Raw genomic sequence first — 14807 nt, forward strand, 5'->3', positions numbered from 1 at the left:
CCTACTTGTAGCGGTAGACGATGCGCCCGCGGTTGAGGTCGTACGGGGAGACCTCGACCCGGACCTTGTCGCCCGGAAGGACGCGGATGCGGAACCGGCGCATCTTGCCGGCCAGGTGCGCGAGCAGCTCGTGGTCGTTCTCGAGCTTGACGCGGAACAGCAGGTTCGGGAGGGCTTCAGTGACCTCGCCGTCGATCTCCAGCTTTTGCTCTACTGCCATAAACGCCTTTCGTGCGTGGTGAGGTGATGCGGGCGCGCGAAAGCGCGACTGCCGCGGGACACAGTCCATTCTACCCCTCACATCCAGGCGTCAATGCGCGTTTCACCGGTCATGCACGTCGCACTGCTCCCCAGCCCCGTCGGCCCGCTCCACGTGGGCGTCGAAGACGGGCACCTGACCGCCCTCTACACGGCCGAGCACCGGCTCTACGCCGCCGATGAGGCGCCACGGGACGAGACCTTCGGCGCGATCCGGCAGCAGCTCGACGAGTACTTCGCCGGCACGCGGCGGACGTTCGACCTGCCGCTGCACGAGCGCGGCACGCCCTTCGAGCGCGCGGTCTGGGCACGCTTGCGGGTCATCCCGTTCGGCGAGACCGTCACGTACGGCGAGATCGCGCGCGAGCTGGGCAGTGCGCCGCGAGCCGTGGGCCGCGCGAACGGCCGCAACGCCATCTCGATCATCGTCCCCTGCCACCGGGTGGTAGGCGCGAACGGCAGCCTGACCGGCTACGCGGGAGGTCTCCCGACGAAGCGGCAGCTGCTCGTTCACGAGAGCTTGTTCGCCGGGCGGCTATCCGAGCCGCCCGGCGTCGCGTTCTAACGAGGCGTGGCGTCGAGGGCGCCGCCGCAGTGGGGGCAACCTGCCCGCTCCGCAACGCGCGCCTCCGGCCACAGCCGAAGACAGCGAAGGCAAAGGATCCTCATTGATCCTCCTTTCATCGAAGCTGAGTGCGCTCCATGGCGCTCGATCAGCACCTCCAAGCATATCGGCAGGCATATAGGGAACCTGAAGACCTATGCTGGCCCACGTGCAAGCAGGCAGCCGCGACCTCGAGCGAGCGGCCCAGGCCCTCGCGACTCGTCTTCCAGACAGCCTGGGCGTCTTCGCCCGTCTCGCCTACAACTACCGCTGGGCTTGGGACCCGGACGGCCCCGACGTCTTCCGCGACATCGATCCCGAACGCTGGGAGAAGGTCGCCGAGAACCCCGTCAAGCAGCTGCAGGAGGCTGCGACTGACCGGTTGACCGCGGCGGCGGCGAACACGGAGCTGCTCGCGCGGGCGGCCGCCGTGGAGGAGCGCGTGAGCGCCGACCTCAACCGCCCGGCCCACGACGGCCCCGCGTCCCCCGAGCGCCCGATCGCGTACTTCTCCGCCGAGTACGGCTTCCACGGCTCGTTCCCGATCTACTCGGGTGGCCTCGGCGCTCTCGCCGGCGACATCCTCAAGGAGGCCTCCGACCGCGCCTGGCCGCTGGTCGCGATCGGCCTCCTGTACCGCAACGGCTACTTCCGGCAGCGGATCGACAACCGCGGCTGGCAGCACGAGTACTGGGTCGACACCGATCCGGACCGACTGCCCGCCGCGCTCGTCACCGACGACGCGGGCGAGCCGATCACGGTCTGCGTGACCGTCGGCACCGAGGAGGTCGTCGCCCAGATCTGGCGGACCAACGTCGGCCGCATCCCGCTCTACCTCCTGGACGCCGACCGCCCGGAGAACTCCGAGTCCGCGCGCTGGATCACCTCGCGCCTGTACATCGGCGACGAGGACACGCGCCTCGCCCAGTACCTGCTGCTGGGCATCGGCGGCGTGCGCGCGCTCGAGGCGATGGACATCGACCCGAGCATCGTGCACCTCAACGAGGGCCACGCGGCGTTCGCGTCGCTCGAGCTCGCCAAGCGCGAGTACAGCGGCAACGGGTCGCTGTCCGCCGCGCTCGAGATCGCCAAGCAGCGGACGATCTTCACGACGCACACGCCGGTCCCGGCCGGCAACGACACGTACCCGGCCTCGCAGGTCGAGAACGTGCTCGAGCACATGGCCGGCACGCTGGGCGTCGACGCCGCGGAGATCATCAGCCTCGGCCGCACGAACCCGGCGGAGGCGGCCGAGCCGTTCGGCGTGACCCAGTTCGCGCTGCGCACGAGCCGGGCGGCCAACGGCGTCGCCAAGCGCCACGGCGAGGTCGCGCGCGAGATGTGGCAGGCGATGTGGCCCGACAAGGCCGTCGACGACGTGCCGATCACCCACGTCACCAACGGCGTCCACATCCCGACGTGGCTCGGCAAGCCGGTCTGGAACCTGCTCAACCAGCACCTCGGCGAGGACTGGCTGGACCGCGCGACCGACCCCGCGACCTGGGCGCCGGTCGACGACATCCCAGCCAAGGAGCTGTGGGAGGTCCGCCGCCAGCAGCGCGCCGAGCTGATCGAGTACGTCCGCCATCGCGCCGTGGTCGACCGCCTGGCACGCGACGAACCGCGCCCGTACGCGGAGGCCGCCGCGAGCTTCGACCCGGACGTGCTGACCGTCGGCTTCGCCCGCCGTCTCGCCACGTACAAGCGCCTGAACCTGCTCCTGCAGGACGTCGAGCGCGCGATCCGCGTGGTCGGCGGTGACCGCCCGATCCAGGTGCTGCTGGCCGGCAAGGCGCACCCCCGCGACGACGCCGGCAAGTCGCTGGTGCAGGGCCTGTTCAGCATGAAGCACGCGCCGGGCTTCGCCGGCCGCGTCGCCTACCTCGACGACTACGACCTGCGGATGGCCGCCCACCTCGTGCGCGGCTGCGACGTGTGGATCAACCTCCCGCGTCCCCCGCTCGAGGCCTCCGGCACGTCCGGCATGAAGAACGCCGTCAACGGCGGCCTGCAACTGTCGGTGCTCGACGGCTGGTGGGCGGAGGGCTACGACGGCCACAACGGCTGGGCGCTCTCCGGCGACGTGGATCACGACCACGGCGCGCAGGACGCCCGCCACGCGCACGAGCTCTTCCGGCTGCTCGAGGAAGAGGTCGCGCCGGAGTTCTACAAGGCCAGCGGCGACGGCATCCCGCGCGACTGGGTCGCCCGCATCCGCCGCTCGCTGCGCACGCTCGGGCCCGAGTTCGGCGCCGGGCGCATGCTCGAGGACTACGAGCGCAAGGTCTACACCTAGCGGTGTCTCCCGGGGCGCGCCGGCCGCGAGGGCGGCGCGCTACGGGTTGATGATCTCCGGCTCGGGCGACGGCGTCGGCGTGCTGTCCGCGCCCGGGTCCGGGGTCGTCTCACCCTCGACCGTCGGCGTCTCGGTCGGTGCGGCGGTGACGGTGGGCGCCGGCGTCGGCGTGGGCAGCGGCGTCGCGGTCGGAGCGGGCACGGTGCCCGTGCCGGTCTGCGGCAACGCCTGCAGCTGGCGCTGGACGTCCGTGCGGATGCGGTCGAAGTTCGCGTCCACGCGCGTGTTGACCTCGTCCACGCGGTCGTTGACCTCTTGGACGGTCAGGTAGAACATCGCGGCGAACGCGAGCAGCACGACCACCACGGCGGCCACCAGCATCCACGGGGTCACGCCCTGACCGCTGCGGAAGCTCGCCGTGCAGTACGGGCACTGCGGACCGGTCGCCCACGAGATCCGAGCGCACTTGGGACACACGCGCTGCGGCGGCGCGGCGACTGAACCCTCCATGCCCCTAGCGTAGAAGCGATTCGCCCCCGCCCGCGGTGTGGCAGGGGCGAACCTTTATCTAGCTCAGGGGCGCGACCAGCTCAGCGTGAACGCGCCGCTGCCGCTCCACGACGTGACGCGCCAGTAGTAGTAGCCCGCCGTACCGGCGTAGCTGATCTGCTCCGTGGACGTCGATCCCTCGGAGTTGGCGACGCGCGTCCACGACGCGCCGTTGTACTTGTAGAGCGCGAGGTCGAAGTCGGCGTTCGCCGGGCCGGTGAGCGACGCGCGGTGCGTGCCGCTCGTGGTCGACTGGTAGTAGGTGCCGTCCGGCTGGACCGATGACGCGCCCGTGCCGGAGAGCGTGCCCGTGCGCGTCTCGGTGCCCGGTGTGGGCGTCGTGGTCGGCGTCGGCGTCACGGTCGGAGTCGGCGTGGGCGTCGGGTTGGGGTTGGTGCCGCCGGTGGGCGGCTGGATGTAGAGCAGCCGGTTCGGCGAGCCGGTGCCGGGGCTCGTGACCTTGCCCGTGGTGGCGTTGCCGATCAGCGCGGTCGCGACGGTCGCGGGGCTCGCGGTCGGGTTGGCCTGCAGGTACACGGCCGCCGCGCCCGCGACGTGCGGCGAGGCCATCGACGTGCCGCTGATCGTGTTCGTCGCGGTGTTGCTCGTGTACCAGGCCGACGTGATGCCGTTACCCGGTGCGAAGAGATCCACGCACGTGCCGTAGTTGGAGAACGAGGCGCGAGCGTCCGTGCGGGTCGTCGCGCCGACCGTGATCGCCTCGGCCGTGCGCGCCGGCGAGGAGTTGCACGCGTTGGCGCTCTCGTTGCCGGCCGCGAGCGCGTAGGTCACGCCGTCGGCGACCGAGTTGCGCACGGCGGTGTCCAGCGCGCTCGAGACGCCGCCGCCGAGGCTCATGTTCGCCACCGCCGCCTGCCCCGCCTGGTGGTTCGTCGTCACCCAGTTCACGCCGCCGATGACGCCCGACGTGGAGCCTTCGCCGTTGCAGTCGAGCACGCGCACGGCGACGAGCGAGACGCCCTTGGCGACGCCGTACGTCGACCCGCCGACCGTGCCGGCGACGTGCGTGCCGTGGCCGTTGCAGTCGTCGGCCGAGCCGCCGTCGATCGCGTCGTAGCCGCTGCTCGCCCGCCCGCCGAAGTCGTTGTGCGTGAACCGGATGCCGGTGTCGATGATGTAGGCCTTGACGCCCGCGCCCGTCTTGTCGTAGCTGTAGGTGGTGCTGAGCGGCAGGTCCCGCTGGTCGAGCCGGTCGAGGCCCCAGGTGGCGTTCGCCTGCGTGGCGCTGAGCCGGACCACCCGGTCCTGCTCGACGAAGTCCACGGCGGAGTCGGCCTTCACGGCCGCCAGCGCCTTGCTGTCGAGCTTGGCGCTGAACCCGTTGAGCACGCGGCCGAAGCTCTCACGCTGGATCCGCCCGCCGCGATCCCGCGCCTTGGTCTTCGCCCGATCCGCCGACGCCGTGCTCGCGTTGTCCTTGAGCACGACGATGTACTGCCCGTCGATCGCTTCCTGCGCCTGCGCGCTCGACGGAACGACCACGAGCGCTGCCGCGAGCAGCGCAAGGGTGAATGACTTCACAGTGGCCTCCCTTTGACCCCTGCCTGAATTGTTCGAGGCGCTTGCACGCCCCGCTCCCGCGCCGCAGAGTAGGGACCCGCCGGGCGTCCTGCTGACACGGTGTCCGTGCGCGGACCCTGGAGCACCCCGGGGAATACCGGCGCGCCCGCTGCGGCACATCCGCGGCACCTCGCGCCACCCACTCGGCTCACGTGCCAGAGGCACGCCACGCTCGAGCGTGCGGCCCGAGGCACTGGCGGCTGCACCACATCGGGCGCACCGAACATTCCCCGGGGCACTCCTACGATCTTCACGTGCCCACCCTGACCCTCCTCCACAACCCTCACTGCCCCACGTCCGTGCACGCGCTCGACGCGCTCACGGAGGCCGGCCACGAGGTCCAGATCCGCAAGTACCTGCTCGTCGCCGAGCGCCTCGACGAGGCCGAGCTGCGGTCGCTCGCCGAGCGCCTCCAGGGCGATCCCGTGGACGCGCTCATCCGGCGCGACAAGAAGTACAAGGACCTCGGGCTCGAGGCGGACGGCTGGGATGTCGACCAGGTCGTCGCCACGCTGCTGGAGCACCCGTCGCTGCTGCAGCGCCCGATCCTCGACGACGGGACGGCGGCCATGATCGGCCGCCCGCGCACCCGCCCCGCGGAGTGGGCGAAGGCCGGGCGCGTGGTCTAGGCGGCGGCCGCCGCGGCCGCCGCTTCGATCTCGGCCTGCTCGCGCGGGACGGCGCGCCCGCCGCGCCACAGCGCGAGTGCCGCGCCGAGCAGCGCCCAGCCGACGAGCACCGCGATCGGGCCGAGGATGCGGGCGCCGTCGAAGTAGAGGATCGAGCGCACGAGGTCGACGCCCGCGCCGGGCGGCAGCAGCCCGCCGACCGTGCCCCAGAAGCCGGGCAGCAACGGCCGGGCGTACGCGCCGCCCGCGGCCGGGTTGCCCAGGATCACGAACAGCAGGATCACGAGCCCCGTGCCCGCCATGCCGGCCAGCGCCTGCAGGCCGCTCGACGCCACCGCGGTCGCGAACACGATCAGCGCGCCCGCCGCCCAGACGGCGAAGAAGGAGCCCGTGAGCACGTCGAAGCCGAGACGGACGACGAGCAGCGTCAGCAGGCTGCCGAGCACGGCGAACGCGGCCAGCGCGCCGACGCGCAGGCCCGCGAGGTTGCGCGAGGAGCTGCGGTTGCCTGCGACCATCCCGAGCAGCACCGCCGCGAAGTAGCCGCCGAACACCCATGCGATCACCACGTAGAAGAGCGACGTGCCGTTCGGATCGCTCGCGCTGAGCGGCTTGACGTCCTGCACCTGCGCCGCCGGGCGGTCCTGCGACGCTTGCACGCGGTTGATGGTCAGCTCGAGCGCGGTCGCCGCGGCGCGGTTGGACGCTGAGGCGGTGTAGAGCGTGTTGGCGCTCGGGTCGTAGACGCCGTAGACCTCGCGGTCGTCGAGCTGCTGCAGGGCCGCGGCGCGGTCGCCCACCGCGCGCACTTCGAGCGGTTGACCGTCCAGTGCGTTGAGCTGCGCCGCCTGCTCGGCGGTGCCGACCACTGCGACCGGCATCTTGCGCGGCGTCGGGTCGTGGAACGCGCCGACGTAGGACGTGGCGAAGGCGACCATCAGGATCAGGGCGCCGACCAGCAGCAGGGCGGCGGCTTTGCGGGGGTTCTCAGGCATGGAAGACCAGTCGTTCGAGGAAGTCGGTGGCGACGGGCGCGAGCGCGCGGATGTCGTCCGGTGAGCCGGCGCGCAGGGCGAGCTCGTTGATCGCGGCCACGGCGGCCAGGGCCAGCGGCGGCGACAGCGGGCGCAGCTCGTCGAACGCGGCGGCCAGGTCGGCGCTGATGTCGACGACAACGGACGCGAAACGATCCTGCCCGATGACGCGCGACGCACGCCCGGCAGGTCCGATCGATGCCACCTCGAGCAGCGAGGCGCGTTCGCCGTCCGACGCCGAGGCCATCGCGTCGACGTACGCCCCGACCATCGCGGCCAGCCGATCCCGCCAGCCGCCGGTGGCCGCGCGGTGTGCGGCCAGCACGGCTTCGACCACGCGCGCCCCGAGCTCCTGGTGCAGCGCGATCAGCGCGCTGTCCTTGTCGGGGAACTGCGCGTAGACCGTCGTGCGCGAGGCGCGCGCGGCCTTGGCGATGTCGGCGATCGTCGTCGCCGAGTAGCCCTTGGCGGCGATCGCGTCGGCGACGCCGCGGAGCACCTGTTGCCGTTGCTCACTCACAGTACGGAATCGTACTCACGAGTACGAATCCGTACTGCGACGCTGCGCACACAGCGCTCGTCGGGACGCTCCGAGACCGGTGGTCAGCCCGCCCAGGCGGGGTTGACGCCGTTCGGCAGGCGGCCGACGCGCGGCCGCTCACGGGTGACGTCGAGCAGCGTGATCGTGCCGTCGGCGGAGGAGCGCTCGCCGCCCCGGAGGGCGACGTGGCGGCCGCTCGCGGCGAGCTCGTGGCCGGTCAACGACGGGAAGTCCTTGAGCGGCGCGAACGTGCCGTCGGGGCGGCGCGTGAGCAGCCGCAGATGCGCCGGTGCGGCCGCGTGGTCGGCGACGAGCACGGCGAGGCGCTGGTTGCCGACCCAGGCCGCCGAGCGGATCGAGCCGGCCCGGTAGGCGGTCTTCGGCGCCTTCCAGGTGGACGCGTCGCCGCCTGTGGCCGCGTAGCTGACCAGCCGCGTGTACGTGCCGGCCCCGCCGGTCGCGAGGGCGAGTACCGAGCGGCCGTCCGGCGCCCACGTGGGCCGGCCGAGGCGCAGGCCGCGCGCCTTCGCGCACGTCGGCGCGACCGGGTCCTGCGGGTCGAGCACGCACACGCGGCCGGCGTCCGCCGGGCCCTTGCCCGTGCGATCGATGAACGCGAGCAGCCCACGGTCCTTGGAGAACACGGGGCGGTGATAGTCGCCGTCAGCCAGCGGCTCGACGGTCGTGCCGTCGGCGGAGATGCGCACCAGGTGCCGCGCCTTGCCGGTGACGTGCACGGCCGCGTACCCGTTGTCGGTGCGGGTGGGTGTCTCGAGCCGGTACTTGGCCGCGGTGAGCCGAGCGGCCTGCTTGTCCGCGCTCGTCCACTGGTAGAGCTGGCCGCTGGTGGCGCCGGCGAACACGAGGTGCGAGGGCAGCTTCGCCGCCTTCGCCGCGGTCGCGGTCGGCTTCTTCGCCACGGGAGCCTTCTTCGGGGCGGCGGCGGACTTCGCGGAGGCGGCCTTGGCGGCGGCCACCGTCGGGGTCGGTGAGGGCGAAGGCGTGGGCGTCTGGCTCGGCGTCGCCGCGTCGGCGGGCGTCGGGTCCTCGACGGCGAGGATCACCGGGCTGCCGAGCGCGCGCTTGGTGCCCGGTGCCGGGTCCTGGCGGATCACGACCCAGTCGTTGCCCGCGCTCGACGGCTGCGGGCTGTACCCGAACTTCGCGCCGGTCAAGGCGTCGGCGGCCTGCGCGAGCGTCATCCCGTTCACGGGCGGGACGACGCCCGTCTTGGCGGGCGCCGCGAGCGTGATGTTCACGCGCTCGCCCTTCTCCATGCCGTCGCCGCCGGCGGGGCTCTGGGCGATGACCGTGCCGAGCGCCGCGCCCTTCGGGGCGGTCGCGTAGGTGGTGCGGCCGAGCTGGAGGCCGTGCTTCTCGAGGATCACGAGCGCTTCGGGGACGGTCGAGCCCTTGAGCTTCGGCACCTCCGTGTCGCGCTTGAGCAGCGCCACCACGATGGCGACGGTGGCGAACGCGAGGACCGTCGCGGGCAGCCACCAGGGGAGCCACGGCTTCTGGCGGAACACGACGCGGCGCGGCACCGGCTCGGACTCGACGCCGCTGACGCGGTGCGTGACGTCGACCTGGTGGTCGGCCGGACGGCCGACGAGGATCGGGCGTGCCACGCCGACGCGGACGACGGCGACGCCGGTTCCGCCGACGGGCACGAGCGTCCGCTCCGGGTACACCGCGACCGGGCAGCTCGCCTCGGTGTCGGTGGCGCCGACGACGATCTCCATCGGGCAGTTGCCCTGGTTGGTGACCGCGACCTCGAACTGCGCGTGCCGGCGTCCGCGCCGGCGCTCGGGCGCGACGTGCATGACCGTGTTCTGGAACGGCTGGACGGTCAGCGTCGCGGGCACCCAGGCCACGTCGACGCCGCGTGTGCGCGAGCGCGCGACGACCATCAGCGGCCATGCGCGCGCCTCCGACGCGGGCGTGCGCGGCGGGTGCAGTCGCACGAGCACGTCCTGCTGGTAGTCGCCGGCCGTGCCCCACGGGTTCAGGAAGACGGTCGGGGTCGAGATCGTCCACCACGACTCGGGCAGGCCGTCGACACGCAGGTCGTACGTGTCCACGATCTCGCCCTGGTTGCGCAGCGTGGCGAGCACGGCGACCTCGATGCCCGGCACCACGGAGACGGCGACGGCCGCGCTCGGGTCGTCCACGCGCGCGGGGTCGCGCAACGTCAGCAGGGTGGCGGGGCGCGCCTCAGCCGGCTCGGGCGGACGGTACCCCGGCGGCTGCGCGGCGGGCGCGGGCGCGTCCTCGTCAGTGGCCAGCACGAGCTCCCACCCCAGGTACTCACCACAGGCGCAGAAGTCCCGGTTGAGCGCGACCGTGCCGCACTTCGGGCATTCGAGCTCGCGGGCCGCCGGCGAGATCATCTGGGGTTCGGGCATGGCCTTCCGGGGATCGGCCCCCGAAGCCCGGACCTTGAGCGCGCTCCGTCAGGCGAACGACGGCCGGTTCGCGCGGTCGGAGGACGACGCCCGCCGGTCCAGCCACCACGCCGCGACGACACCACCGACGGCGCCGAAGGCATGCCCCTGCCACGAGACGCCCGGCGTCGGCACGAGCCCGAACGCGAGCGTGCCGCCGTAGATGAAGAGCACGAGCACCCCCGCCACCAGGTGCAGCGCACGGCGGCTGAACGCCCCGCGCGCGATCAGGTACGCGGCGAAGCCGAACACGAGCCCGCTGGCGCCGATGTGCACCGTGTTCGCCGGCGCGACGAGCCACGTCCCGAGCCCGCCGACGACCGCGACGATGGCGGTGACCGCCGCGACCCGTGCGAGCCCGGACAGCGCGATCACGCCGCCGAGCACGAGGAACGGGATCGTGTTCCCGATCAGGTGCCCGAAGCCGCCGTGGAGCACCGGGGCGAGGGCGACCCCGACGAGGCCTTCCGGGTCGCGCGGCCGGATCCCGGCGGAGTCCAGGTCGCCCGCGAACACGTCGACGATCTCGACCGCCCACATCACGGCGACCATCGCCGCGACGAGCAGGAACCCGCGCACGCGGGGGTCGGCCTTCACCTCGGGGGTCGTGCTCACCATGCGCGTCACGGTAGGGCAGCTCGTTTACGGACAGCTCAAGTCAGGCCGCCTGGCGCAGCGCGCCCGCCAGCTCGCGCCGGCTCTTGAGGTCGAGCTTGCGGAACGCCGCGCGCAGGTGCGTCTCGACCGTCTTGGGCGTCACGAACAGCGCCTGGGCGATCTCGCGGTTGGTGAGCCCGTCGGCGGCCAGGCGGGCGGTGCGCAGCTCGCTCGGCGTGAGCTGGCCGCGCGTGCCGTCCCGCGCACCGCTCGCGGGCTGGACGCCGCACGCCTCGAGCTCCTCCTGCACGGTCGCGCGCAGGCCGAGCGCTCCGCACTCCAACGCGATCTCCAGCGCGCGCAGCAGCGGCTCGCGGGCCTCGCCGGGACGGCCGCTGCGGCGCAGATGGCCGCCCAGGGCGAGACGGGCGCGCGCGTCGACGAGCGGCACGCCCGCCGTCCCGGCGAGCTCGACCGCCTCGCGCAGGCGGCCTTCGCGCTCGTCGGCCGCGGCCGTCTCGCCCAGCACGACCAGCGCGTCGGCGACGGCGGCGGGCGCGCCGAAGGCCACGCACAGCTCGTGGTGCGCGACGGCGAGCTCGAGCGCGGCGGGATCGCCTTCGAGGCGCAGGGCGATCGCGAGCTCGCGCCGCCACGGCAGGTGCACGGGCTGCTCGATGAAGGCGCCGTCCATCGCGTCCCGCAGCGCCTCGGCCTCCGCGCGTGCGGTGCGGGCGTCGCCGAGTGCGTTGGCCACCCGCGCGCGTGCGGCGCGCGCCATCAGGCCTTGGATGACCGGCGGGATCGCGAGCGGCCCTTCGCCGAGCCGCTCGAGCGCCTCGGCGGCCGCGTGCGCGCCGCGCCGCTCCACGAGGATCAGGGCGAGGATGGCCACGGCGGCAGCCCGCCCGACCGGCAGGTCGTCGCCGAACCCGTCGGCGGCGGCGAGCGCCTCGGCTTCGGCCTCGGCCAGCCGGCCCGCCTGCAACCCGGCGAACGCGCGCCAGGTCGTGACCGCCAGCGTCTGCCACAACGAGCCGGTCTCCCGGGCGGTCCGCGCGGGATCGACCGCGTCCAGGACCTCCTCGTGCAGGCCGAGCGTGGCGGCGACCGGCAGCAGCCCGAGCGAGGCCGGTCGCTCCACCAGCTCCCGCGGCACGAGCTCGCCGAGGGCGCGTCGCGCGTACGGCGCGACCTGCGTCACCGTGGCTCCCGGCCGGTAGCCGCGCACCGTCGCCTGCACGGCGTCGACGAGCCGGGCGATCGGCGTTCCCGGTGCCAGGTCCGCCCAGCGCGCGTCCAGGTCGGTCAGGACGGCATCGCCGACCGGCACCAGCCCGATCAGGCGGCTCGCCGCGGCGTTGGCCGCCAGCACCGCCCGCGCCTCCCGGTCCGCGCCGTCGCTGTCCAGCCGCGCGAGCCCGGCCTCCAGCCACTCGATGGCCTCGGCCATCCGGCCTTCCAGCTCGGCGACCGCCGCCAGCTCGAACAGCAGGTTGACCTGGGCCTCGGGCTCGGTCGTCAGCGCGCGAGCGGCCTCGAGGTGCTCGCGGGCTCCGGGCCGCATCAGGTGCCGCTCGGCGATCCCGAGCCGGGTGAGCACCTCGACCCGCCGCCGGTCGCCGGGCGGTTCCGCCAGCGCGCGCTCGAGCAGCGCGACCTGCGTCTCGCGGTCGCCCGGTCCCCGTGCCGCGGCGGCGCCGGCCAGGAGCGCCTCCACCACGTCCGGGTCGCCGAGCGGGTCGGTGGCGAGCAGGTGCTGGGCGGCCCGCGCGGGCGGCGCGCCCGCCGCGCGCAGCACCTCCGCCGCGCGCCGGTGGGACGCGGCCCGCTGGCCGGCGGGCAGGTCGGCGAGCAGCGCAGCGCCGACGATCGCGTGTGCGAGCTCCAGCGGTCGCCCCGGACCGAGCACGTGCGCGGCGGTGAGCGCATCCGCGGCCGTCGTGACCGCGTCCGCCGACAACCCGGTGTGGGCGGCGACGTGGCGGACCTCGGCGTCCGCGCCGAGCACGGCGACCGAGCGCGCCACGGCGACGGCGTCCTCGCCCGCGGCGGTCACGCGGTCGAGCACGAGGCGGACGACGCCGTCAGGGGCGAGCGTCGCCACGGCCTCCGGCGCGACCGACGGCACGGCGGCGAGCTCGTCGGCCAGCGCCACGAGGTAGTAGGGATGGCCGCCCGTGGCGGCGAGCGCCGCGTCGACCTGCGCGTCGGTGGCCTGCGGGGCGAGCTGCGCGACGAGCCGCCGGCCCTCCGCAGGCCCGAGCGGAGCGAGCGCGAGCCGCTCGGTGCGCGCATCGTCGGCGAGCGCGCCGAGCACGGGCGCGCCGCCTGGGCGCAGGCCGAGCGCGACGGCCACGGGCAGGCCGTCGAGCCGCTCCCGCACGAACGCGAGCGCGCGCAGAGACGCGTCGTCGGCCCAGTGCGCGTCGTCGACGACGAGCAGCAGCGGGCCGCGGTCGGCGAGCGCCAGGCAGACCCAGAAGACCGCGTTCAAGGTCGCGAACGGGTCGTCGTCGGGCACCGTCCCCCCGCGGGGGTCCAGCAGGCGCCGGGCCGCTTCCGGCGCTTCTTCGAGCACGCCGGCGTCGCGGGCCGCGCGAGCGAGCAGCCGGACGATCACGCCGAACGCGAGCTGGCCTTCCAGCCGTGCGCCACGCGCCGACAGCACGGTCCAGCCGCGCTCGCGGGCCTCGCCGACGACCGCCTCGAGCAGCGCCGTCTTGCCGATCCCCGCCTCGGCGACCACCGCCAGCACCGCGCCGTCGCCTCGCGCGGCCGCGGCGAGCCGCTCACGCGCGCGCCGGAGCTCCGCCGAGCGACCGAAGATGCGGGAGGACGGGTCCATTTGCCGCCCGCGATCCTACGCGGACGCGCCGCGCGGCTACGCGTCGAGTACGCGGCGCAGCCCGTCGGCGAGCTCGGGGACGAGGCCGTCCGGGTCGGCGACGAGCTGCACCACGCCGGAAGCGACGTCCTGCGCCGCCTCACGCGCCGGGCCCGCGAGCGCGTCTCCGGCGATCCCGCCCGCGCTGGCGAGGGCGGCGAGCACCCCGAGGCGCAAGGGAAGCGCGGACGGAAGCTCGAGGCCGGCGTCGAGCGCGGCGACGAGCTCCGCGCGGGCCTCACCCGCGTCGGACACGCCGGGCGCGCCGCGCGTCATGGCGACGCGCTCGCGGATCGCGTGGCACGGGTCGGGCGGGAGGGCGCCGCCGGCCAGCAGGACCTCCCCTACGTCGCCCGCCGCGAGCAGCACGTCGAGGCCCGGCGCACGCGGGGCGAGCAGCGCGAGGTCCTCGGCGAGCGTCACGGCACCGTGACCGTGGTGGCCAGGTAGCGCGCGCGGTCCAGCGCGCCCGCGACCGAGCCGAGGCGCGTGAGCGACCACACGACGGCCACGCCGTCCTGGATGAACACGCGCGCGCCGGGCATCTCGACGCCGTCCGGCGGCGTCGGCGCGCAGTCCGAGGCGAAGACCAGCACGGGCCGGACGGTCGTCGCGTCCTCGGACGCGCACAGCAGCACCCGCGTGTCACCGCGCCGCAGCACGAGCGCCGTGGGTTCGGGCACGGGCAGCGCGCCGAAGTGCGCGCGCCACGCGTCCGGCGATTCGAGCCGCATCCCACTGCGCGCGGCCGTCACCAGCGCGTCGGCCGCCCAGGCGGCGTGCGGCGCGACGTCCTCGGTCGGCAGCACCGCACTCAGTGGACGGCGCTGGCGCGTGCGATCGAGGGCGAAGCGAGGGCGGGGAGTGGCCTGGAGCATGGTCGGTAGCGTCGTGCACCCCGAGGCTCCCGCCCTCAGGCATGCACCCTGGTCTTCGCACCCTGAGACGGTCTCAAGGTGCACCGGTAGTCGCGCGGAGCAACTGGGGATTGGAAAACAACTGTGCGGTTGTACAGTTGTTGTTATGACCGAGGCCGTTCCCATCCCTCACCCGCTTCCGGAAGCGCTCGTGGAGCTGATCGCGCAGCGCTTCCGCGTGATCGGAGAGCCCATGCGCATCCGCCTCCTCGATGCGCTGCGCGACGGGCCGATGACCATCGCCGAGCTCACCGACGTGCTCGGCGCGTCCCAGCAGAACGTCTCCAAGCACGTCGGCGTGCTGGCGCAGGCGGGCATCCTCGCCCGCACCAAGGACGGCAATCGCGTCCGTTGCTCGATCGCCGACGACTCGATCTTCGAGCTCTGCGAGCTGGTGTGCGGTGGTCTGCGTCAGCAGGTCGCCGGTCTTGACCGGCTGCTGGCCGGCGACGCGACATGACGAGCGTCTG

The 14807-nt window shown here is 73.9% G+C and carries 14 protein-coding genes; 4 read left to right on the forward strand and 10 right to left on the reverse strand.

What is annotated here, in order from left to right; all coding sequences use genetic code 11:
- Position 1 precedes the first annotated feature (1 nt).
- Positions 2-220, reverse strand: a complete 219-nt coding sequence (gene infA / locus C8N24_RS05025) for a translation initiation factor IF-1 (RefSeq protein ID WP_028061634.1) — start codon at positions 218-220, stop codon at positions 2-4.
- A 93-nt stretch (positions 221-313) separates the two neighbouring features.
- Here infA and C8N24_RS05030 point away from each other — a divergent pair, with 93 nt between their 5' ends.
- Positions 314-823, forward strand: a complete 510-nt coding sequence (locus tag C8N24_RS05030) for a methylated-DNA--[protein]-cysteine S-methyltransferase (protein WP_121248606.1) — start codon at positions 314-316, stop codon at positions 821-823.
- Between the two features lie 208 nt (positions 824-1031).
- Positions 1032-3158, forward strand: coding sequence for an alpha-glucan family phosphorylase (glgP, locus tag C8N24_RS05035; protein WP_170178853.1), 2127 nt, complete (start codon positions 1032-1034; stop codon positions 3156-3158).
- Positions 3159-3197: 39 nt separating this feature from the next.
- Here glgP and C8N24_RS05040 read toward each other — a convergent pair whose 3' ends face one another.
- Complete coding sequence (locus C8N24_RS05040; RefSeq protein ID WP_121248610.1) at positions 3198-3668, reverse strand: hypothetical protein; 471 nt, start codon at positions 3666-3668, stop codon at positions 3198-3200.
- Positions 3669-3731: 63 nt separating this feature from the next.
- Positions 3732-5249, reverse strand: a complete 1518-nt coding sequence (locus tag C8N24_RS05045; RefSeq protein WP_211339843.1) for a S8 family peptidase — start codon at positions 5247-5249, stop codon at positions 3732-3734.
- A 293-nt stretch (positions 5250-5542) separates the two neighbouring features.
- Here C8N24_RS05045 and C8N24_RS05050 point away from each other — a divergent pair, with 293 nt between their 5' ends.
- Positions 5543-5917 (forward strand): arsenate reductase family protein, encoded by a 375-nt coding sequence (locus C8N24_RS05050; RefSeq protein ID WP_121248614.1) that lies wholly within the window; start codon positions 5543-5545, stop codon positions 5915-5917.
- Here C8N24_RS05050 and C8N24_RS05055 read toward each other — a convergent pair.
- From C8N24_RS05055 to C8N24_RS05085, 7 genes are all read right to left on the reverse strand, one after another.
- Positions 5914-6912, reverse strand: a complete 999-nt coding sequence (locus C8N24_RS05055; protein ID WP_121248616.1) for an ABC transporter permease — start codon at positions 6910-6912, stop codon at positions 5914-5916. The two genes, C8N24_RS05050 and C8N24_RS05055, sit on opposite strands and share 4 nt — an antisense overlap.
- Positions 6905-7471, reverse strand: a complete 567-nt coding sequence (locus C8N24_RS05060) for a TetR/AcrR family transcriptional regulator (RefSeq protein WP_121248618.1) — start codon at positions 7469-7471, stop codon at positions 6905-6907. The genes C8N24_RS05055 and C8N24_RS05060 overlap by 8 nt, the downstream gene beginning before the upstream one ends.
- A gap of 83 nt (positions 7472-7554) precedes the next feature.
- A complete protein-coding gene (locus tag C8N24_RS05065; RefSeq protein WP_121248620.1) occupies positions 7555-9897 on the reverse strand; it encodes a PASTA domain-containing protein in 2343 nt (780 codons plus the stop codon).
- Positions 9898-9945: 48 nt separating this feature from the next.
- Positions 9946-10554, reverse strand: coding sequence for a rhomboid family intramembrane serine protease (locus tag C8N24_RS05070; protein ID WP_121248622.1), 609 nt, complete (start codon positions 10552-10554; stop codon positions 9946-9948).
- A gap of 40 nt (positions 10555-10594) precedes the next feature.
- Positions 10595-13381 (reverse strand): AAA family ATPase, encoded by a 2787-nt coding sequence (locus tag C8N24_RS05075; RefSeq protein ID WP_121248624.1) that lies wholly within the window; start codon positions 13379-13381, stop codon positions 10595-10597.
- Between the two features lie 36 nt (positions 13382-13417).
- Positions 13418-13843, reverse strand: coding sequence for a hypothetical protein (locus C8N24_RS05080; protein WP_121248626.1), 426 nt, complete (start codon positions 13841-13843; stop codon positions 13418-13420).
- Positions 13840-14229 carry a hypothetical protein gene (locus C8N24_RS05085; RefSeq protein WP_121248628.1) on the reverse strand — a complete coding sequence of 130 codons (390 nt, stop codon included), beginning with the start codon at positions 14227-14229 and terminating at the stop codon, positions 13840-13842. The genes C8N24_RS05080 and C8N24_RS05085 overlap by 4 nt, the downstream gene beginning before the upstream one ends.
- A 214-nt stretch (positions 14230-14443) precedes the next feature.
- On the opposite strand from C8N24_RS05085, the gene C8N24_RS05090 reads away from it, so the two are divergent.
- Complete coding sequence (locus C8N24_RS05090; protein WP_121248630.1) at positions 14444-14797, forward strand: ArsR/SmtB family transcription factor; 354 nt, start codon at positions 14444-14446, stop codon at positions 14795-14797.
- The last annotated feature ends 10 nt before the right edge of the window (positions 14798-14807 follow it).

The organism is Solirubrobacter pauli (assembly GCF_003633755.1).
GTDB classification, from domain to species: domain Bacteria; phylum Actinomycetota; class Thermoleophilia; order Solirubrobacterales; family Solirubrobacteraceae; genus Solirubrobacter; species Solirubrobacter pauli.

Bases quoted from the DNA above. Each gene is read 5' to 3' on its own strand.
- C8N24_RS05075 (WP_121248624.1), bottom strand. From the start codon at position 13,381: ATGGACCCGTCCTCCCGCATCTTCGGTCGCTCGGCGGAGCTCCGGCGC.
- C8N24_RS05070 (WP_121248622.1), bottom strand. From the start codon at position 10,554: ATGGTGAGCACGACCCCCGAGGTGAAGGCCGACCCCCGCGTGCGCGGG.
- infA (WP_028061634.1), bottom strand. From the start codon at position 220: ATGGCAGTAGAGCAAAAGCTGGAGATCGACGGCGAGGTCACTGAAGCC.
- C8N24_RS05040 (WP_121248610.1), bottom strand. From the start codon at position 3,668: ATGGAGGGTTCAGTCGCCGCGCCGCCGCAGCGCGTGTGTCCCAAGTGC.
- C8N24_RS05030 (WP_121248606.1), top strand. From the start codon at position 314: ATGCGCGTTTCACCGGTCATGCACGTCGCACTGCTCCCCAGCCCCGTC.
- C8N24_RS05065 (WP_121248620.1), bottom strand. From the start codon at position 9,897: ATGCCCGAACCCCAGATGATCTCGCCGGCGGCCCGCGAGCTCGAATGC.
- C8N24_RS05090 (WP_121248630.1), top strand. From the start codon at position 14,444: ATGACCGAGGCCGTTCCCATCCCTCACCCGCTTCCGGAAGCGCTCGTG.
- C8N24_RS05055 (WP_121248616.1), bottom strand. From the start codon at position 6,912: ATGCCTGAGAACCCCCGCAAAGCCGCCGCCCTGCTGCTGGTCGGCGCC.